This is a genomic window from Enterocloster clostridioformis (assembly GCF_020297485.1).
Lineage (GTDB): Bacteria > Bacillota > Clostridia > Lachnospirales > Lachnospiraceae > Enterocloster > Enterocloster clostridioformis.
The window spans coordinates 2095888-2115456 of the sequence record NZ_JAIWZC010000001.1 but is presented as its reverse complement, the minus strand read 5'-3'; the positions used below and the strand labels follow the sequence as shown (position 1 = coordinate 2115456).

At 48.8% G+C, this 19569-nt stretch carries 17 protein-coding genes and 1 pseudogene; 12 read left to right on the top strand and 6 right to left on the bottom strand.

All coding sequences use genetic code 11. From position 1 onward, the window contains the following. Positions 1 to 16: 16 nt before the first annotated feature. A complete protein-coding gene (locus LA360_RS10685; protein ID WP_022202247.1) occupies positions 17 to 1177 on the top strand; it encodes a TolC family protein in 1161 nt (386 codons plus the stop codon). Positions 1178 to 1252: 75 nt separating this feature from the next. Then, positions 1253 to 2473, top strand: coding sequence for a TolC family protein (locus LA360_RS10680; protein WP_057571116.1), 1221 nt, complete (start codon positions 1253 to 1255; stop codon positions 2471 to 2473). On the opposite strand, the gene LA360_RS10675 is transcribed toward LA360_RS10680, so the two are convergent. Then, on the bottom strand, positions 2460 to 4337 hold the full coding sequence (locus tag LA360_RS10675; RefSeq protein ID WP_112481922.1) for a sensor histidine kinase: 1878 nt from the start codon (positions 4335 to 4337) through the stop codon (positions 2460 to 2462). The two genes, LA360_RS10680 and LA360_RS10675, sit on opposite strands and share 14 nt — an antisense overlap. After that, on the bottom strand, positions 4334 to 5890 hold the full coding sequence (locus LA360_RS10670; protein ID WP_022202244.1) for a response regulator: 1557 nt from the start codon (positions 5888 to 5890) through the stop codon (positions 4334 to 4336). Before LA360_RS10670 ends, LA360_RS10675 begins: the two co-directional genes overlap by 4 nt. Before the next feature lie 199 nt (positions 5891 to 6089). Here LA360_RS10670 and LA360_RS10665 point away from each other — a divergent pair, with 199 nt between their 5' ends. The 3 genes from LA360_RS10665 (at position 6090) to ltrA (ending at position 9417) form a co-directional block, all read left to right on the top strand. Beyond that, the gene (locus LA360_RS10665; RefSeq protein WP_022202243.1) at positions 6090 to 7079 is read left to right on the top strand and encodes a substrate-binding domain-containing protein; all 990 of its coding nucleotides are present in this window, start codon (positions 6090 to 6092) and stop codon (positions 7077 to 7079) included. A gap of 209 nt (positions 7080 to 7288) precedes the next feature. Continuing rightward, positions 7289 to 7516, top strand: a complete 228-nt coding sequence (locus tag LA360_RS10660; protein WP_002565147.1) for an HPr family phosphocarrier protein — start codon at positions 7289 to 7291, stop codon at positions 7514 to 7516. 602 nt (positions 7517 to 8118) lie between these two features. Beyond that, positions 8119 to 9417 (top strand): group II intron reverse transcriptase/maturase, encoded by a 1299-nt coding sequence (gene ltrA / locus LA360_RS10655; RefSeq protein ID WP_057572962.1) that lies wholly within the window; start codon positions 8119 to 8121, stop codon positions 9415 to 9417. A gap of 169 nt (positions 9418 to 9586) precedes the next feature. Here the strand turns inward: ltrA and LA360_RS10650 are convergent, their stop codons facing one another. The 4 genes from LA360_RS10650 to deoD form a co-directional block, all read right to left on the bottom strand. After that, positions 9587 to 9772, bottom strand: a complete 186-nt coding sequence (locus tag LA360_RS10650) for a hypothetical protein (protein WP_009295925.1) — start codon at positions 9770 to 9772, stop codon at positions 9587 to 9589. A 55-nt stretch (positions 9773 to 9827) separates the two neighbouring features. After that, positions 9828 to 10931, bottom strand: a complete 1104-nt coding sequence (locus tag LA360_RS32120; RefSeq protein ID WP_465245347.1) for an IS91 family transposase — start codon at positions 10929 to 10931, stop codon at positions 9828 to 9830. 260 nt (positions 10932 to 11191) lie between these two features. Then, positions 11192 to 12385, bottom strand: a complete 1194-nt coding sequence (locus LA360_RS10630) for a phosphopentomutase (protein WP_112481918.1) — start codon at positions 12383 to 12385, stop codon at positions 11192 to 11194. A gap of 25 nt (positions 12386 to 12410) precedes the next feature. Beyond that, positions 12411 to 13133 carry a purine-nucleoside phosphorylase gene (gene deoD, locus LA360_RS10625; protein ID WP_112481916.1) on the bottom strand — a complete coding sequence of 241 codons (723 nt, stop codon included), beginning with the start codon at positions 13131 to 13133 and terminating at the stop codon, positions 12411 to 12413. A gap of 109 nt (positions 13134 to 13242) precedes the next feature. On the opposite strand from deoD, the gene LA360_RS10620 reads away from it, so the two are divergent. From LA360_RS10620 to LA360_RS10590, 7 genes and pseudogenes are all read left to right on the top strand, one after another. After that, entirely contained in the window at positions 13243 to 13950 is a 708-nt protein-coding gene (locus LA360_RS10620; protein WP_112481914.1) for a Crp/Fnr family transcriptional regulator, read from the top strand. Positions 13951 to 14125: 175 nt separating this feature from the next. Continuing rightward, a pseudogene (locus LA360_RS10615) lies at positions 14126 to 15001 on the top strand (transposase); the annotation flags it as partial. Between the two features lie 2 nt (positions 15002 to 15003). Further along, a complete protein-coding gene (locus tag LA360_RS10610) occupies positions 15004 to 15546 on the top strand; it encodes a sulfatase-like hydrolase/transferase (protein ID WP_112481912.1) in 543 nt (180 codons plus the stop codon). Continuing rightward, positions 15453 to 15782: an alkaline phosphatase family protein gene (locus LA360_RS30410; RefSeq protein ID WP_330411235.1), complete on the top strand. Its 330-nt coding sequence runs from the start codon at positions 15453 to 15455 to the stop codon at positions 15780 to 15782. The genes LA360_RS10610 and LA360_RS30410 overlap by 94 nt, the downstream gene beginning before the upstream one ends. A 110-nt stretch (positions 15783 to 15892) precedes the next feature. Next, entirely contained in the window at positions 15893 to 16930 is a 1038-nt protein-coding gene (locus LA360_RS10600; protein ID WP_112481909.1) for a LacI family DNA-binding transcriptional regulator, read from the top strand. A gap of 321 nt (positions 16931 to 17251) precedes the next feature. Beyond that, positions 17252 to 18670 (top strand): ABC transporter substrate-binding protein, encoded by a 1419-nt coding sequence (locus LA360_RS10595; RefSeq protein WP_112481907.1) that lies wholly within the window; start codon positions 17252 to 17254, stop codon positions 18668 to 18670. 26 nt (positions 18671 to 18696) lie between these two features. Continuing rightward, a complete protein-coding gene (locus tag LA360_RS10590; protein WP_225537495.1) occupies positions 18697 to 19566 on the top strand; it encodes a carbohydrate ABC transporter permease in 870 nt (289 codons plus the stop codon). The last annotated feature ends 3 nt before the right edge of the window (positions 19567 to 19569 follow it).

The window sequence follows — 19569 nt, the reverse complement described above, 5'->3', positions numbered from 1 at the left end:
AGGAGGTGTCAATCATATGAGATACGGAAAAATAGGGGCCGGATGCCTGGCCGCGGCACTGTGTCTTGGCGCCATGCCGGCGCCGGCGTGGGCGGGTACACCGGAGTTTGCCTATACCGCAGAGCAGTGGGCTTCCCTCAGGGATAATCAGCTGGATTTTACGGAGATAGCGGACCTGATTCATGTATACAATAACACGGTGATTCAGAACCAGCTGGAGTATGAGGATTTCCGGGGGAAGGACGCGGACGATATTGCGGATGATTACTATGATGCTGCCGATGATATATACGGAAGCCTGGAATATCCTGATTCGTCGGATTCAGATTATGCCAGCCGCCTGTCCTCCTATTTGAGCAGCCAGATTCAGGCTGATAACCTGCGGGAACAGGGAGACGACAATGTGGAGGACGGGGACGTCAAGAAGCTGGAATATGACAAGACAGAGGCGGGTCTGGTAAAGGAGGCCCAGGAGCTGATGATAAGCTACTGGAGCCAGACATACAGCCTGGAAAGCCTGGAGCAGAATAAGATACAGGCCCAGTCGTCCTATGACCAGACCCTTACCCGTCTGAGCGCCGGTATGTCCACCCAGGCCCAGGTGCTGTCGGCCCGGGAGGCCGTCACATCGGCGGATGCATCCCTGCTGTCGGCTCGGAGCAGTCTGGGGCGGACAAAAGAAAATCTCTGCCTTATGCTGGGATGGACCTATGGGGCGCAGGTGGATATAGGAGATGTGCCGGAGCCGGACCTGGAGGGAATGGCAGCCATCAATCTGGATGAGGATGTATCCAGGGGAGTGGAAAATAATTACAGCCTTAAAATACTTGAAAAGAAAATAGCCAATGCAAAAAGCGGCACCAATAAGTCAAGTCTGGAACAGAGCTTAAAGAGCCAGAAGGAGACAGCTGCCTCCAGCATAAAGAATGCCTACGAGAGCATGATGATATCTAAATCCGACTACGAGCAGGCTCTTAATGCATATGAAATTGAGGCGACAGCCATGGAGACGGCAGAGCGGAAGATAACGGCCGGGACCATGACAAGAAACAATTATATAACACAGCAGTCCTCCTTCGCAACAGCCCAGGTCAATGTGCGTACACAGAGGCTGGCTCTTCTCAGGGCACAGCTGGAATACCAATGGTCGGTGGACGGACTGGCATCCGTGTCATAGGATGGGAGAGATTTGGAAATAGCGGAGAAATATTTAAAGTGCAGGAAAAAGGCAGGATGGAACAGAGGTGAGACAATGAAAAACCGCAGTCATGTAAAGGGAAGCAGCAGGAGGCGTGAGAACAGAAAAAAGACTGTCATGGTCCTTTTGACAATGGTACTGTGCCTGTCGGGAACCGGCGTCCGGACTTCCTATGCATCCCAGGAAGCATCCCAGGCCGCTGTCCCGGATGCGTCTCAGGACATATCCCCGGCAACCACAGGGAACGCAACGGGCACCACAATCATTGAATACGGCAATCTGAGGGAACTGCTGAAACAGGGAAATCTGTCTTTAAAAGAGAGCATAGAGGACTACGAGGACAATATAAACGCCTATCAGGAAATATGGGATACCCTTAAGCGGGAGCAGGACAACATGGAGGATAAGGCGGAGGAAATGGGCGGTGAGGACAGCCAGACAGCCGGGATCTATTCCTCCAATGCAGCCATGTTAAAATCCTCGGCCAGCCGCATATACAGCCAGCTGGACACCATGACCAGCGAAAAGAGCACCCGCAGCCTGGAAAAGTCCGCGGACACCTTTACCATGACAGCCCAGACCCTGATGAATTCCTACAACCAGATGGTACAGAATGTGGAATACCAGGAAAAGCGGGTTGAGTCCTTACAGGCAGCCTTTGAGGCCATGGTGAGAAAGCAGGCAGCCGGTACCGCCACCCAGGCCCGGCTGAAGGAAGCAAAAAAAAGCCTGGACACTGCCGGAAATTCCCTGGAGTCCCTCAGGCTCCAGGCCGGGGAGCTGCGCCGTCAGCTGCTTACCATGCTGGGGATTGAGGACAGCAGCCAGGTGGTGATAGGAGCCATACCGGAGCCGGATATGGCAGCCATTGAAGCCGTTGATTATGAAAGCGATAAGAACAGAGCCATGGGAAATGACAAGAATGTGCAGAATGCCCGCCACACCCCGGCCAGCAGTACCACTGAAATCAATATCAGGTTCAGGCTGGCGGATGAGGCGGAGGGGACAAAGGAGGCAGCGTTTTTGGCTTCCTACCAGAACCTTCAGGCCAGTAAAACAGCCTATGAGGCGGCCCTCACTGCCTTCCAGAGCGCCCGGCTGACCTACGAAGGACTCCAGAGAAAGCAGCAGGCCGGACTGCTGACAAGCACGGAATACCTGGAGGGCCAGGCAGCCTATCTGGAGAAAAAGGCGGCAAAAGAAACCGCCTCCATGAACCTGGCGGCGGCCTATGAATCGTATTGCTGGGATGTGAAAGGAATCAGTCAGACGTGATATGTCTGGCCGGAATCCGGACAGTAACCTCAGTACCCTTTCCCAAGGTGCTGGTGAAGGAGAGGCCGTAGGATTCACCGTACAGGCTCTTCAGCCTTAAGTTGGTATTATAGACGCCGATGTGGCCGGGAAAGGCAGTGTGCCTGGGGCTGGCGGAGGAGTCGGTACCGGCATTCACGTCATCCTTTAATGTATCAAGTGTTTCAGGCGGTATGCCTGCCCCGTCGTCAGAGATGATGAATACAATATCATCTCCATCTGGCCAGCCGGTGAGCAGGATGCTGCCTTTTTTTTCTTCCTTCATCATGATGCCGTGAAGGAAGGCATTTTCCACAATGGGCTGGAAGGTGAGCTTGGGGATCGTGTACTCACAGATTTCTTCCGGCACATCCACCACAAAGGCCACGCAATTGTCATAACGCATGTTCTGGAGACGGACATAGAGGCTTACATGCTCCAGATCCTTCTCAATGGAATTCATCAGCTCCCTGCGGCTCAGGGTAAGCTTATAAAAGCGGGACAGGATCTGGACCGCTTCCGTAACCTTTTCGCTCTGCCCGGTCTGGGACAGCCAGTTAATCATATCCAGGGTATTATAGAGAAAATGCGGGTTAATCTGGGCCTGCAGGGCGCGGAATTCCGCCATCCGGAGTTCATCGGAAGCCTTTTTCTGGCTGTCCATCAGGGTGATGATTTCTTCTGTCATGTAGTTGTAGGTATCGGACAGCACGCCAATCTCGTCGCAGCCAGTGTCAGCCACATCCATGGGCTGGGGCGGGCTGGTGCGGACAGTCTCCATCTGCAGGGCCACGCCTATGATGCGGTCCGCAATGGAGCCGGACAGGCGGAAGGCAGTGTACAGGGCCAGGGCGGTGAACAGCAGGTAAATCAGGGCAAAATGCATCATCAGCGCCCTGCCCGCATCTCCGATATGGAGGGCGGGGATAATGGACATCATGTACCAGTCCGTGTCCGCGATGGGAAAATAGGCCACATAGGCAGAGCCGTCCAGATAGGAGACAAGGGAAAACGTCTTTTCCTTTCCCACCCGCTGCCTCAGGTCCGGGCGGGGAATGAAGTATTTCCCGGCCAGGCCCATGTCCGAGGCGGATACGATCACATCCCGCTCATTTACCAGGAAGGCAGCCTCGTCCGTGACCGTGGCGTCATTGCGCAGCACCATGTCAAAGGCCGGCCTGGAAAGATACAGGGCCACATAGGCAGAGGCATTTTCAATGCCGGACACAGCGCCGCCGTCATGAGTATAAGGAATTCGGGTGATGTAGGCCAGCTTTCCGTTCTTCTCTGTCTCGTCCGGCGTCAGGTACAGTTCCGGGCACAGCAGACGGGCCTGATCCGAAGTGCTGTAGATGCCGTACCAGTAGCTGCTGCTTACTGAGGATACCGGGTTAAACAGGGCATTCCCGATCTTGTTGTACTGCATCAGGTCTCCGTATACGCTGTCATCATAATAAATCTTTACATCTGTAATCATGGAATGATCCGTAATGCTCTGCACCAGGTGGAACAGGCTGTTCATCCGGGAGGTGGAGATATCCATGGTATTGGCTTCTGCTCTGGGTACCTGGAAGAGATCCTGTATCAACATGGCGCTGGTGATGGTATCAGAGGCGTGTCCCACATGGGAAATGAGGTTCTCAATGGAGGTCACGGTCTGGGCGGACAGGGCCTGCTCCGAGCGGATGCTGTCATCCATGACAATGCCGTAAATGCGCAGGTATAGGAAGCCTGACAGTACGGCGGTGGGCAGCAGTACCAGGATGATGTGGGATATGACAAGCTTTGTCTTAAGACGCATGTCATAGGTATAATGATGAATCAGCTTAGAAAACGGATTTTTCATGCAAGCATTTTCTCCCTGTATTCAGAAGGGGACAGGCCCACGATTTTCTTAAAGGTCTTGCTGTAGTAATTGCCGTCGCTGTATCCTACCTTGGATGAAATGTCGGCAATCTTGTACCTGGGATCGCTTAAGAACTGCTTGGACATCTTGATGCGGTAATCCGTCAGATACTGGTTTAAGGTCTGGCCTGTCTCATTTTTAAAAATCGTACATACGTAGCTGGACGAAAGGTGGACGTACTCACTGACATCCGGCACGGAAAGGGAGGGGACCGCATAGTTCTTATGGATATATTCCTTAATCTGGAATACCACCGGGTTTCCCACACTGTTTCCCCGCAGGCGCTCAAAGAACAGGCGCACCTTTGCCGCCAGCAGGTCATTGAGCTCCCTCAGGATGGTGCAGTTCATGACCCCTTCCCAGATGGATTCAGACTCCAGTCCTTCCTTCTGCCACAGGGAGATATAGCTTCCCAGGCCGTGTTCGTCCAGCTTGCTGAAATACTTATAATAGATATCCTTCACCTGGCTGGGGCCAATCATGTCGTTTGGCACAAAGGATTCATACAGCCGTCTGACGATGTCCAGGGCTTCCTCCTCCTGCTTTTCGGACAGGGCCATGGAAAATTCCAGAAGGAGGTCTGCCGGCGGCCGGAATACGGCTGTTTCCATGTTGTGGGTCAGTATGAACCCGTAATCATGGAAAAATGCCTCCTTCAGATGTTCACTGGCTTCCTGGTAAGAGATATGCGCGCGGTCCATACCGCTTACAACCGGGCCCATGGAAATGAAAAAAGGGCATATCTTAATAAGCTTTTGGGCCAGGAGTCCGGCGCAGTCGTACAGGGTCTTGTCCGAGGGACGCTCCGGGGAGTGAAGGAAAACAATGATGCGGTGGTCACCTCTTAGGACATATGCCTGGGATATGCCCATAGATGTGAGATGGTCCGCAGAATAATCCCTGATTCCGTCCATCTGTTCCTCCGGCAGCATGGATAAGGGGGTGACACAGTCAATGATAATGCAGCAGAAGCAGGTGGTATGGGTGATTGAAAGGCCCAGGCCGGCTGCGAGCTGTCCTGCCTTTATAAGACTCTCCTCACCTGGCTGGGACAGTAAAAGGCTCAGATGGCCCAGCTGTTCCTTCTCCTGGATTCTTGCTGCCGCCTGGCTCATTTTCTCGTTTATGCTGCTCTCCACCGCCTCCCGTATGGCTGTGGCCAGTTCCTCCATGTCAAGGGGCTTTTCCACATACCCCAGGGCCTTCAGCTTGATGGCGGCTTTTAAGTATTCCTTGTCTGAATAAGCGCTCATAAAGATAATGGTGGCTGCGGGCAGCTCCTTTAATATCCGTTCCGCCATCTGAACCCCGTTCATCCTGGGCATCCGCACGTCCGTGAGCACAATATCCGGTTCCTCCTCAAGGGCCGTCTTAAGGCCGTGTATGCCGTCGTCCTCCAGCAGCACCTGGCTGATTCCAAGGCTCTCCAGGTTCAGGCTGTCCCGGATTCCCTCACGGGTCAGTTTCTCATCATCAACAATCAGAAGTTTCATCTATTATCATCCATCCTTTTCAAAAGGCAGTGATTTGTATACAATAATCAATACCGATACAACTATTGTATCAAGAAATCATAAATTTGCAACGGAAATGGACAAAATACGACATTAGGTATATACTGGGAAAAAACAGCAGGAAGGCGGGAACCGCAGGGTGAAAGGGAAAAATTGGGCTTGGATAGCAGGGGCGGCCATGATGGCAGGAGTGTTGTTCCTGTTTTCCTGCCAGGACAGTCAGTTTAACAGGGGAAAATACGCTATCATCATGAAATCCAAGAACAACTGGTACAATGAGCTGGCCAGCGAGGGCTTTAAACAGGCGGTGGAGGATGCAGGCAAGAACTGTATTGTCCTGTATCCCGACCATCCCTCTGCACAGGAACAGATACATCTGATACAGAACCTTACCGACGAAAAGGTGGAGGCCATAGCAGTGGCTGCCAACGATGAATATGCCCTGACTCCGGTTCTAACCCAGGCCAGGGAAAAGGGAATCTCCGTCATCACGCTGGATGCGGATGTGGAGGCGGGAAGCCGCAGTATTTACATAAGCCCGGTGGATGCCAGAGAGCTGGGGAAAGAACTGGTCAGGGAGGTGGACCGTATATGCGGCCACAGCGGCCAGTGGGGTATCCTGTCGGCGGGAAGCCGTTCCGCCAATCAGAACGAGTGGATATATATGATGAAGCAGGAGCTCCAGAATCTTGAGTACTGCGGCCTGCGTCTGGTGGACATTGCTTACGGGGAAGGGGAATATGAAAAGGCGGCTGAAAAGGCGGAGCTGATGCTGGAGACTTATCCTGACCTGAAGGTAATGTGCTGCCTGTCCACGGAAGGAATCAAGGCGGCGGCTGATGTGGTGAAGGAGCGGGGCCAGGCGTCTGAGGTAAAGGTCATCGGCCTGGGACTTCCGGACCAGATGGAGGAATATGTGGGCAGCGATCCTGAGGACGTGTGTCCGGTGCTGTACATATGGAGTCCCATGGACCTGGGACGGGTGGCAGGGTATGTGTGCCTGGAGCTGTCTGAGGGCTCCATTGAGGACAGGGCGGACCAGGAACTGCTGCTGGGAGGCAGGATATACCCCGTGGACTACGGTCAGGACGGCGGGCTGGAGGTCATAGCCGGCGAGCCCATAAGGGTGGATTCGGAAAATATTGGTTACTGGAAGGACCAGATTTAGAAGATATAAGTATAATATTTGAAAATATTCCATGAGATAGAAAAATATTACCATGGAAATCCCTTACCTGAACGTGGTATTATAAAAATGTCGGAAGACAAACAAAAGATAACGTTAGAGGGCATTGTCAGATGCGGACTTACCAGTAAGTACCATCCCCCAAGTATCTGACAGTGATACTAAAAAAATACCATACGGAGGTGAACAACATGAAACGTATCCTTGTTAAGTTTGACCAGGCAGACCAGATTATTAATTTTGTAAGAATCATGAACCGTTTTGAGTGTGATGCAGATGTGAAATGCGGCAGCCGTATGGTTGATGCAAAGTCTATTGTAGGTGTATTATCACTGGCAAAGTCCAAAACCGTAGAGCTGATTCTTCACACAGATGACTGCGACCAGCTGATGGAGGAAATCGCTCCGTTTGCAGCATAGTCAGACAACAGATACACTTTCCTTGATTTCTACATGAATCATGAACCGGGACAGCAGCAGGTGTGCTGTGGCCCGGTTCTTTTTTGTATTATAGGGTGCGCCCAGCTAAGGGCTTGAAATTTAGTGGGTGAGAGTCCCACGGTGTAAGGTACAAGCTATACCGCATCAAGCGAGTCTTGGGTGGACAGCAGCGATGTTGCCTGCTAAGCGTAGACAGCGGGATTGCAGGGCATAGCCGTATATAGCTTCGATATTAAAATGAAATTGGGAAGGCAGAAGTGCTCCTATACACTGAAAGCAACACAGCTGTAGTCGTTAAGAGCGAGAATGCAGCTGCTTCCCCGGGGTTTTAAGGCTGGTCATGTAATCAAGGATTTTAAGTCAACTGGGGAGGTCTGCCAGGCTCCGGGCAGGTTGCGTAAGCCCGGTATACGGAACAACGGTAGAAAGGAGAACCGTAAATGGCCGGCAGAAGTCGGATGGCCGAATAGTACACAGCAAAAAAAAGCGGTGGAAGTCGAGAGAGACCTGTCCTCGCAGGTCAGCCATGCAAAGTCATATCAAAGAGGAAACATAATCTGTACGCAGAGACAGGAGAAATTATGGAAACGAAATTGGCGAGAATATCACAGTTGTCAAGCGAACATCCGGAAATGGTATTTACGTCCATAGGGCATCTGATTAATAAAGAGTTACTGAAAGAATGCCACAAGGAGATGGATGGAAAGAAAGCGGTAGGAATTGATGGAATTACCAAAGAGGACTACGAAGTAAATTTGGAAGAAAACTTAGATGAATTAATCAGGAAAATGAAGAAGAAGGCATACAAGCCCAAACCGGCAAAACGGGTGGAAATACCAAAAGAAAATGGAAAGACCCGCCCGCTCAGTATATCCTGCTATGAGGATAAGTTAGTACAGGAAGCGCTAAGGCGAATACTGGAAGCAGTGTTCGAGCCCCATTTCTACGAAGAAATGATGGGATTCCGCCCAGGAAGGAACTGCCACATGGCATTAAGGAGACTGAATGGGATGCTGGAAAGGGAAAAGACGAATTGGGTGCTGGACGCAGACATTAAAGGGTTTTTCGACCATTTAGACCATGAATGGATAGTAAAGTTCATAGAATCGCGGATAAAAGACCCGACCATTATCAGACTGGTAAGACGGATGCTGAAAGCGGGAATCATGAGAGATTTCAGATATGAGGAGACAGAAGAAGGGGCAGGCCAAGGCTCGGACTGCTCCCCGGTCATAGCCAATATATATATGCACTATGTGCTGATATGGTGGTTCAGGGAGAAAGTACAGCCAGTGATGAGAGGATATGCGGGGCTGGTAGTCTATGCGGATGATTTTGTGGGATGCTTCCAATATAAATCAGATGCAGAAATATTTTATGAACACTTAAAGCGCAGAATGAAGTACTTTGGACTAGAATTGGAGGAAAGCAAGACAAGGTTGATTGAATTTGGCCGATTCGCAGAAAGTAACCGGAAAGACCGGGGAAAAGGGAGGCCGGAGACGTTCACATTCCTGGGATTCACGCATTACTGTTCGCATGGCAGGACGGGAAAGTTCAGAGTAAAGAGGAAAACCAGTAAGAAAAAGCTTGCAAAGAAAAGCAGGGAAATAAACGCCATGATAAGAGACATGAGGTTTCTGGAGATAAACAGGATAGTAAAGAAACTAAATGAAGTACTGACTGGTTATTATCATTATTACGGAATTACTGACAATTCAAGAAGCCTGAACTCATTCAATAATGTGGTATGGTTTAGGTTATTCTACTGGCTGAACAGAAGAAGTCAGAGAAGGAGCTATACGAAGGAAGGATATAAGGAACTAATGAGACAGTTCCCGCTTGTGCGGCCACGTATTTATGTCAGTATATACGGATAACTGTAGATGTATTAGCTTTGCAGGGAGCCGGATGCGGGAAAGCTGCATGTCCGGTTCTGAGAGGGGTAAGCCCTGTAAGGGGCTTACCTACTTACCAAAGTCCTTGCTGAAATAAAGTTATGTAAACTAATGATTCTGCCAAAGGAGGGTATAGAAAACAGACGGTGATTTAGAACAGGTCGATATAGAACCCTTCTTCCCATCCATCATCGTCGAGGTCGTCATCTTCAGTTAAAAAGTAATGCATATCCAATAAATCAGAATCGGTCATATTTCTGACCAGTTTGGGTGTCATTCCTTCTGGAGGATTTTTGATGTATTTTTGTCTGAGTTCATCCACATATCTTTGATTCATTTGCAACTGCCTCCCATCTGTAATAAATGTAGTATGAAGCAGATGGGAGAGAAAGTCAAGCAGAGCGGGACCGGGGATAAAGGCCATGCCTTATCCTTGTCCTTTTGTATAATTCATCCAGAGGAACCCGTTCATGTTTATGGTACAGCTCTAGAAAGACCATTTCATGTCTGCAGTTTGGGCATTGCAGGGGGTCGTACCCCATGGTAAGAAGGAAAAGCTTACGCCAGGTGTTGAAATCGAGGAGAATCCTGTGTTTGGATTTTGGGACTGCTTTATGGAGCTGATTGTCAATCTCCCGGTGTCTGGCATAAAGCCCATAGTACCGGGTCATCTTGAAGTTTTTTTCAGGTATATGCAGAATGAGCAGCTTAATGAAATCAATGGCGGGAAGAGTCTTTTTTACAAAAGAGTTGTCTTCATGCTTATTGTAATGGAAAGTCACCATCTCCCCATCGTAGGAATCAATCCTGGAAAGAGCAATGACAGGGCGGCCAAGATAACGGCTGACATATTTAATAATGGATTTTGGGTCGCAAAGATTGGGCTTGGCATAAACGTAGAATCCATTTCTGTCCCTATGGTAAACGGCGGCTTTCATCTTTTTAAAAGAGGGACCGATGCGTTTTTCCAGTTTATTTAACAAAACAGTCTGAAAGGATTTACGGAGGTAGGAATAATTGAAATATGTGACCTTGCGCCAGACACCATCATCAGAAAACCCGCCTTCGGTAAGGAGACAGTGGATGTGTGGATTCCAACCGGGAGGGCGACCGAAGGTATGAAGGACACAGATAAACCCAGGGACAAAGTTTTTGGATTTGTTCAGGGAGAAAAAATATTCTTTGATGACATCAGAAACAGCCTCGAAAAGGCAGTTAAGCAGAGTGCGGTCTTCGAGGAAAAAGCGGCGGAGGGATTCGTCAATGGTGAAGACGAGATGGCGATGGGTACACTGTATTAATTTAAAAGACATAGCGGTAGACCTGTCATTGGAATACTTAGCGCCGCAGGAGGGGCAAAACTTGGAGTGGCAGCGGAAAGGAACGAACTTGAGGTTACCGCAATGGGGACAGCCATACATGGCGCCACCATAAGAAGGATCCCCGCAGTTAATGACCTTATCAATGTTTTCCATGACGACAGGTCTGGGTTTTATATCGTATTCAATGATTTCGTAATAGTCTCTGAGCATCTTCTGAATCACATTCATGAGATTATTATGGAATAAAATGACGCAAAAAACAAGCCCTAATTCCCCTCATGAATGAGGGGCTAGGGGAGTTGAGGCGCCGAAGGCACTTTTTTGTTAACTTATCATAGAAGATCTCAATTTACAGACTTTTTTTCATACCCTCCAATCATCTATTTTGATGATTTTGCGACACTCTCAACTGCCCTCTTTTTACGTTCAATTGCTTATACCAACTCCTCCAAAAGGGAACTTCCAATGGTTCCTTCCGGCATACCCACTCCAAAATTCCCGGCAATGGTCGCTCCCACCGCTCCAAAGGAATCTGTCTCTGCCAGCTTGCCGGCTCCTTTAAACTGTTTAGAATAAATCAGAAGCGGAACCTGCTCCCTGGTGTGGTCCGTACCAGAATAGGTGGGATCATTGCCATGGTCGGCCGTAATCATCAGAAGATCCTCCTCACCCAGTCCGTCCAGCGCTTCTCCCAGCTTCTCGTCAAAACGCTCCACTTCCTTTGCGTACCCTTCCGGATTCCTTCGATGTCCCCACAGGGCATCGAAATCCACCAGATTGATAAAGCACAGTCCCTCAAAATCCTCATTCTTAATTATATCCACGGTCTGTTCCATGCCGTGAACCGAACTTTTGGACTTGTATGCCTTTGTGATTCCCTCTCCGTCAAAAATATCGCGGATCTTGCCCACGGAGATCACCTCAAATCCATGATCCTTTAACGCGTCCAGGGCTGTCCTGCCGGTAGGCTTAAGCGCATAGTCATGGCGGTTGCTGGTCCGTTTGAACTCGCCTTTTTTCCTGCCTACATATGGTCTGGCTATCACACGGCCCACTCTCCATTCATCCTTCATGGTCAGCTCACGCGCGATCTCGCAGCACCGGTACAACTCATCCAGTCCGAATGTCTCCTCATTGCCGCAGATCTGCAGCACGGAATCCGCCGATGTATACACAATCATATGGCCCGTAGCGATCTCTTCCTCCGCCAGCTCATCCAGGATCTCAGTCCCGCTGGAGCTTTTATTTCCGATCACCTTGTGTCCGGTACGCTTTTCCAGCTCATCGATGAGTTCTTTGGGAAAGCCCGTCTCAGTAAATGTTACAAACGGCTTCACTGTCTTGATCCCCATCAGCTCCCAGTGGCCCGTCATGGTATCCTTGCCGCAGCTCTCCTCATTCATAACCGTATAATATCCCACAGGCTGTGTTACAGCATCCACGCCCTTTAAGGGGCGCAGGTTGGCAAGTCCAAGGCGCCTAAGGTTGGGAATCTCCCAATGATCCACACTGTCCGCAATATGCCCCATGGTATCAGCGCCCTGATCTCCATAGTCCTTTGCGTCCTTTCCGTTTCCAGCGCCAAATGAATCCACTACAATCACAAATATTCGCTTAAATTTCCCCATTTTGTTCTCCTATCCAACAATCCAATTACTCTGCCATCATAGCCGCCGTCTTCAGCGCAACCTTCATCATGCTGCCGAATGCCTCCTGGCGTTCCTCCACGGTGGCCTTTTCCCCGGTTGTAAAGGAGTCGGATATAGTCAGCAGGCAGGCAGCCTTTTTCCCCAGTACCTTTGCGTTGTGGAACAGGGCAAAACTCTCCATCTCCACGCACTCACTGCCGTGCTTCGCATAAATCTCCTGAAAGCTGTCCATTCCCGGCTCACTGTAAAATACGTCACTGGAGTGGATCTTAGCCGGTATCACTTCGATTCCTGATACCTTTCCCGCTTCCAGAATCGCCTGGTTCAGCTCCGGATCCGGATATTTTATATCTGCCTCATCCCCGTTCTGGGTCCTGCTAAAGCTGGATTCACTCCAGCACTCCTCTGCCAGAACCACATCGTACAGTTTAAGCCTCTCGCTGTAAGCGCCTGCGGATCCGATGCGGATGATCCGTTCCACCCCGTACTGTGAGAACAGCTCATAGGAATAAATACCGATACTGGGCATCCCCATTCCGCTGGCCATAACAGTCACTTCTTTTCCCTCAAATTTTCCTGTAAACGCATAGATATTGCGCACCTTGCTCACTAATTTTACGTCAGTCAGCCAATTCTTTGCGATAAATTCCGCCCGTAACGGATCTCCCGGCATCAATACGGTTTTGGCAATCTCCCCTGGCATTGCGCTTATGTGTGGTGTTCCCATAATAAATAACCTCCTCTTTCTCTTGCAATTCATATGTTTTTATTTTAAACTCAATATATGGAATTAAAAATGCCAAATGTCACTTTTTAAGATAAATGAGGAATTTTTTATGATATGGGAACAAATATTGGAGGACTGTAAACAATACGACTGCTATCCCTCCGTCAAATCCTTCTTTTCCACCTGCCCGCCCCTGATCCGCAACTACCTGTCCGTCTGCGCGTTTCTCCCGGGGCAGATCCTCACCAAAGCGGGCACCCCATGTAGCACGGTCTATATCCTGATCTCCGGCCGTCTCCAGACCATCGAGGAGAAGGCCGGAGAGATGCCCTACAGTTTTTTTGACCTGGTACCATTTGATGTTCTGGGGGACTACGAGCTATTTTCCGAGGACGCGGAAAGCTTTGTGACCGTTCAGGTGCGGGAGCCTTCCGTATGTCTTACCCTGCCCGCAAGGTTCTATCTACAGTGGATCAGCACGGACAGCACCGCCCTGTTCTTCCGCACAAAGCTGCTTATGAAACAGCTCTCCCGTCAGCTCATCTCCAACCGCCGTTTTCTGCTTATGACCTATGAAGAACGCTGCATGTACATCATCTGCCAAGAAGCCCGCAGATCCCTCATGGCCAATGGTTCCTGCCGCTTCAAGCTGAACCGTGAGCTTCTGGCCGCCAAAACCGGCTGCTCCCTGCGCACCATCCACCGTCTGATGAAGGAGCTGGAGGAAAAGGAACTGATCGGACTGACCGGAGGCAGGGTAAATGTTACCCACGGGCAGTTAACCCGGCTGTTAAAGCTGCTGGACGCGCCTCTGTAAGGTCACGTATCACAAAAAATATCCCCATCCGGCAAACAACATAGACCGGATGGGGACATATGGTTGGGCCGTTGCAAAAGTAGATTAACCATCTACTGGAGCAATGGCTCCATTTTTGTACTCAAAAACAAAAAAACGGACTCCTAAGAGTCCGCCATCCGTGGTATAATAAAGTATGTCAAGTACAAAAGAATACCACAAAGATTATACCGAACTTGGGCGAACTTATCAACAGGTTTTGCCATTAAGTTTGGAAGGGTTGATTCCGAATGATGATTCTGTCCGACTGCTGAGACACGAATTGGAGGATTTCGATTACACTTTGCTGTATCAGGCTTACTCTGCCAAAGGCAGAAATCCTGCAGTGGACCCAAAGATCATGTTCAAGATTCTGCCCTATGCCTATTCCCAGACCATTTATTCTTCCAGAAAGATTGAAGCGGCCTGCCGCAGAGATAACAACTTTATGTGGCTGCTGGCCGGTCAGAAGGCCACCGATCACAGTACCATTGCGCGGTTTCGTACTGGATTTTTGGCTGCGGCCTGTGAGGACCTGTTTTTCCAAATGGTCCGCCGGCTGGCAGTCATGGGAGAATTGTCAAAAGAAATGGTATTTATTGATGGCACAAAGCTGGAAGTTTTTGCCAACAAATATACCTTTGTCTGGAAAAAATCGGTTGGCCGGTGGGAAGAAACCATGTTTGATAAAATCGTAGCGGCGGTAGAACTGGTAAACCAGGAGTATATCAAGTCCTTTACGGTAACAAGAGAAAGCCGGGCATCCGATTTGCAGGAGATTGTCGACTTTTTAGAAAAGACTGCCACAGAGCATGGGATTGCATTCGTACATGGACGTGGAAAACGAAAAACAATCCAACAACGTTATTACGAGCTGTTCCGGAGGTTTCTTGACCGTCAGCTGCTCTATGACCTGCACCATACCCGTTTTGGGAATCGCAACAGCTACTCCAAAACCGATGCGGAAGCAACGTTTATGCATATGAAGGATGACCATATGAGGAACGCCCAGCTCAAACCCGGTTATAACGTCCTGTGGATGTATGGGGACCCCACCACCCCTATGATGTGGCGGACCCATTTTATGGCAGAGTAGACGCCGGAAAACTGGCCGAACATCCAAGCTTTTCAGAAAAGTATGAAAATAAACCGTCCAATTACGCCTACTCTAAACAGTTTTGGCACTGTATGGATGGAATGGACTGGACGCAGATGAACCAGGTGCTGGCCAGAAGCTATGAACATGCAATGATGGTGGATGATGCCCTGGGACGTGTGGTTAAAAAGCTGGAGGACCTGTCTCTGTCTGAAAATACTCTGATTATCCTGACAGCGGATCATGGTGATATTGTAAGCGCGCATGGAGGTTTATTTAATAAAGAGACGCTTATGGTTGAGGAAACCATGAAAATACCGTTGGTAATGCGGTGGGATAATCTATCCCCTGCAAAGAGATATGCGGAGATTTTGCGTCGAATCTGGATTTGCCGGCTACTATCCTGGCCGCGGCAGACGTTAAGCCGGAATACGCGATGGATGGTGTCAATTTGCTCGGCGGACAGTCGCGTGAACATTTGATATGTGAAACCTTTGGCTGTTATAAAAGGGAATTTCAGCACAGAATGCTTAGATGGGGCAACTATAAGTATATTGCCCATGAGAACGATTTTGATGAATTTTATAATTTGAAAACAGATCCGTTTGAACTGCATAATCTGATTCACGAAACAGAATATTGCAGACAGCTTGAGGAGGCAAAAGCCAGGATGCTGGATACGGCGAAACAATATGGGGACAGCTTTACAGTGACGTGATATCTCTGATGCAGGAATTATCAGCATATTATGCCGTTGACGCTTCGCGAAATCTGGTGTATAATTTTGATAAATAATTTATCAATATTTACCATCGGGGAGAGGGCAAAGTGAAAGTAAAGGTAAAGGATATTGCGAAGGCGGCAGGGGTATCGCCAAGTACGGTTTCTCTTGTGTTGAATGACCGTCCGTCCAGAATTGCAGAGGATACGAAAGAGCATATCCTGCGCACTGCGAAAGAGATGCAGTTTCGGATGGAATCCGGCGTTGATTTCACCGAGTTTAAAAAAGTGAAGACGTTTGGTATGATTGTGCCGGATGAGATGAATTCTTTTTATCACAGAATGGCTGAGGAAACTGCAAAGCACGCGTTTTTGCATGGATATACGGTTTTCCAATGCTATACAAATGATGATATCCAGTGTTTTTATACGGCTCTTGAAGGGCTGATGGCTAAAAATGTGGACGGTCTGATTATTATTCCGCCAAGAACCATGGATAAGGAGAACGTCAAGCTGTTAAAGTCGCTGCAGAAAAATGGGATTCCCATGGTCCTGCTTGACCGGGCGGCGTATACGGTGTTCTGCGATTTTGTTACGGCGGATAACAAATACGGAGGACGCATTGCGACGGATTATCTGATCAGGCATGGACATACAAGAATCGGGTGTATGGTGGGGGATGCCAATGTATATACATCGAGAAAACGCGTGGACGGATATAAGGAGGCGCTGGCGGCGGCAAAGATTCCTTTTGACAGGGAGATTGTATATTATGGAAATTTTGATATTGAGACGGGCAGGGCAGGAGCGGCCGTACTGTTGGAGAAGGGCGTGACCGCTGTGGTGGCTGGAAACGATCTGATGGCATACGGAGTATATATTTATGCACGGGAACACCGGGTCTCCATACCGGAAGAATTATCGCTTATCGGCTATGATAATACGCGGCAGTGTATATTGATGGATGTTCCGCTGACCAGCGTGGACCAGAATACGGATATGATGGCTTCAAAGGTGGTTGAGTTGTTAATCCGTCGGATTGAGGAACCGCTGGAGGATGAGCAGGAGCCGGCGCGGAACTACTATTTCACGCCCTATGTGGTGGAGCGCTGTTCTGTGGCGGGAATTGATGGGAAAAAAGAATAAAAGTTTTATAGAGAGCCGGAAATGGGGAATGATACCTGTTTCCGGCTTTTTGAGTATGTTAAAACAAAATACGGCTAAAAAATTTATCAAATATTTTTCGTGAAATGAGTTGGATATAATGCTCGATAAATTTATAATAAAGACAGAAAAAATAGAGGAATACCCCAAAAATAGATGGATGAAAATAAATGATTCCGACTTTTTATTTTACGTTGACAATTTTAGATAAAATGTTATAATAAAAATACAAAAATATTTATCATAAATTTATCAAACGTTAGAGATAACCGTTAACCAATTAGAAAAAAGGAGAAAAGGTAAATGAAAAAAAGATTTTTTGCGGCAGCTTTATCAATTGCCATGGTAGGAACGCTTTTATCAGGATGCGGTATATCCACAAGCTCGTCAGAGAGTGACGCGCCGGGCGCGGCCGTTCAAAATGAGAAGGCGGATGAAGAAGGGCCGGATCTTAAAAATCGCGAGCAGCTTACATTCTGGTTTTGGGGAGCGGAGCCGTATGCACAGGAAGCGATGCAGAAATATGTGGCGGATAAATATAACAGTTCCCAGGATAAGTATGAACTTGCCCTGGAGTTCCGCCCTTCGGTGGATACAGATATGTCAACGGCGCTTGCGGCTAATCAGGGGCCTGACATTGTATACGGTTCCGGGCCGTCCTTTGTTATGCCGCTTGTGGCGGCAGGGAAGCTGGAACCCCTGGATACATATTCCGAACAGTATGGATGGAAAGACCGTATTTTGGAGCCGTATTATGAATCGGGCACAGTGAATGGAACACTTTACAGTCTGACCAGCGGAATCAGCACCATCGGTGTATTTTACAATAAAAAGGTTCTGGCGGACCACGGATGGGAGGTGCCGCAGACCATCGGCGACATGGAAAAAATTATGGATGAGGCGCTGGCAGAGGGGATGTATGCGTCCGTGACCGGCAATAAAGCATGGAAGCCGGTGAATGAGAACTACGCGTCCCTGTTCCTCACCCACATAGCCGGGCCGGAAGCCGTTTACAGATGCCTGAAGGGGGAGCAGCAGTGGAACAGCCCGGAAATCACAGCGGCGATTGAGAAATCCAAGGAATGGTGGGATAAGGATTACTTCGCTGGGGACGATTACATCAATCTGAACTACAGTGAATCATTACAGCTCCTGGCGGATGAGAAGTCTCCGTTTTTTATCGGTCCATCCATTGCGTACCAGTGGGCGGCCTCCTTCTTTACAGGGGATATGGCGGAGAACCTGGGCTTTATACCATTTCCTGCAACTGAAACAGTTCCGGATAAGACATATACAATCGGAACCTCCTGTACGTTGTCAATTAATGCCAATACCAGCCAGGAGCGCAAGGACGAGGCGGCAAAGGTCATTGATATGATGCTTCAGCCGGAGTTTATGCAGGAGATAACAGCTGTCTGGCCCGGTTATTGGGGAACGCCGTTAAAGGATCTTTCCGTCCTTGATACAACGGACATGGGCTACCTGTCAAAATCGTTTGTTGACATGATCCGCGACGTGTCGGAGGCAGTTAACAATGGTAATTTCGGATACTATGACAACGTGTTTTTCCCTGCGGCCACGCAGCAGGATATGGTCAATATCGAAGATGTATGGTATGACACGATTTCCGTATCTGACTATCTGGATAAAGTAGATAAGGATTTTAAAGAGGAATTTGATAAGGGACTTGTACCGCCCATACCAGCTCCGGCCATGAATTGATATAAAACTGACAGGAGGAATACTTTATGCGGCAAAGAAAAATGAACTGGAATTATATTCTGGTTGCCCCGGCCCTGCTAATCAGTATGTCAGTCATATTAATTCCCGGGCTTATGACCATTCTCTACTCGTTTACAGATTACAATGGCATTTCGCAGAACTTCAATTTTGTAGGATTTAAAAATTTCATTGAGCTTTTTCATGACAGGATTTTCTTTATCGCAATCCGCAACAATTTTATCTGGACTGTTTTATTTATTACAATACCTGTATTTATCGGGATGCTGGCAGCCATGCTCCTTCTCTCCAGAACAAAGACCAGAAGCATTTACCAGGTGGCGTTTCTGATTCCTTATGTACTGGCTCCTGCCGTCAATGCCATGCTCTGGCTGAACATTATATTCAGCCCTGTGGTTGGAATCATAGCGTTCCTTAAAAATTTTGGTATCGATTTTGGTTCTCCCCTTGCCAGCATGAAAAGCGCTATTTTTGCCTGCGCAAGTGTGGATATATGGCATTATTGGAGCTATCTGACCGTTATTTATCTGGCGGCCCTGCGGCAGACACCCATGGACCAGGTGGAGGCGGCCAGGATTGACGGATGCAACGGATGGCAGTTATTCCGTTACATTTACCTTCCCAATATCAGGTCAACCGTAAATCTGATGTTTGTGATGATTGTCATTGGCTCATTTCTGGCATTTGACTATATTAAGCTGCTCACCGCCGGAGGCCCCGCGCATTCCACGGAGGTTCTCGGCACCTATGCGTATTCCTTTGCTTTCAGCGAGATGAAGGTAGGAAAAGCAGCGGCAGTCGGTCTTTTTATGAGTTTCTTTGGTTTAATCGCGTCTTTGGTTTATACCAGGATGAGCCGCAAAGAAACCATGGATTAGGAG

What these genes read in the sequence shown, in the direction of transcription:
- LA360_RS10685 (WP_022202247.1), top strand. Translation starts at nt 17, where the DNA reads ATGAGATACGGAAAAATAGGGGCCGGATGCCTGGCCGCGGCACTGTGT.
- LA360_RS10680 (WP_057571116.1), top strand. Translation starts at nt 1,253, where the DNA reads ATGAAAAACCGCAGTCATGTAAAGGGAAGCAGCAGGAGGCGTGAGAAC.
- LA360_RS10675 (WP_112481922.1), bottom strand. Translation starts at nt 4,337, where the DNA reads ATGAAAAATCCGTTTTCTAAGCTGATTCATCATTATACCTATGACATG.
- LA360_RS10670 (WP_022202244.1), bottom strand. Translation starts at nt 5,890, where the DNA reads ATGAAACTTCTGATTGTTGATGATGAGAAACTGACCCGTGAGGGAATC.
- LA360_RS10665 (WP_022202243.1), top strand. Translation starts at nt 6,090, where the DNA reads ATGATGGCAGGAGTGTTGTTCCTGTTTTCCTGCCAGGACAGTCAGTTT.
- LA360_RS10660 (WP_002565147.1), top strand. Translation starts at nt 7,289, where the DNA reads ATGAAACGTATCCTTGTTAAGTTTGACCAGGCAGACCAGATTATTAAT.
- ltrA (WP_057572962.1), top strand. Translation starts at nt 8,119, where the DNA reads ATGGAAACGAAATTGGCGAGAATATCACAGTTGTCAAGCGAACATCCG.
- LA360_RS10650 (WP_009295925.1), bottom strand. Translation starts at nt 9,772, where the DNA reads ATGAATCAAAGATATGTGGATGAACTCAGACAAAAATACATCAAAAAT.
- LA360_RS10630 (WP_112481918.1), bottom strand. Translation starts at nt 12,385, where the DNA reads ATGGGGAAATTTAAGCGAATATTTGTGATTGTAGTGGATTCATTTGGC.
- deoD (WP_112481916.1), bottom strand. Translation starts at nt 13,133, where the DNA reads ATGGGAACACCACACATAAGCGCAATGCCAGGGGAGATTGCCAAAACC.
- LA360_RS10620 (WP_112481914.1), top strand. Translation starts at nt 13,243, where the DNA reads ATGATATGGGAACAAATATTGGAGGACTGTAAACAATACGACTGCTAT.
- LA360_RS10595 (WP_112481907.1), top strand. Translation starts at nt 17,252, where the DNA reads ATGAAAAAAAGATTTTTTGCGGCAGCTTTATCAATTGCCATGGTAGGA.
- LA360_RS10590 (WP_225537495.1), top strand. Translation starts at nt 18,697, where the DNA reads ATGCGGCAAAGAAAAATGAACTGGAATTATATTCTGGTTGCCCCGGCC.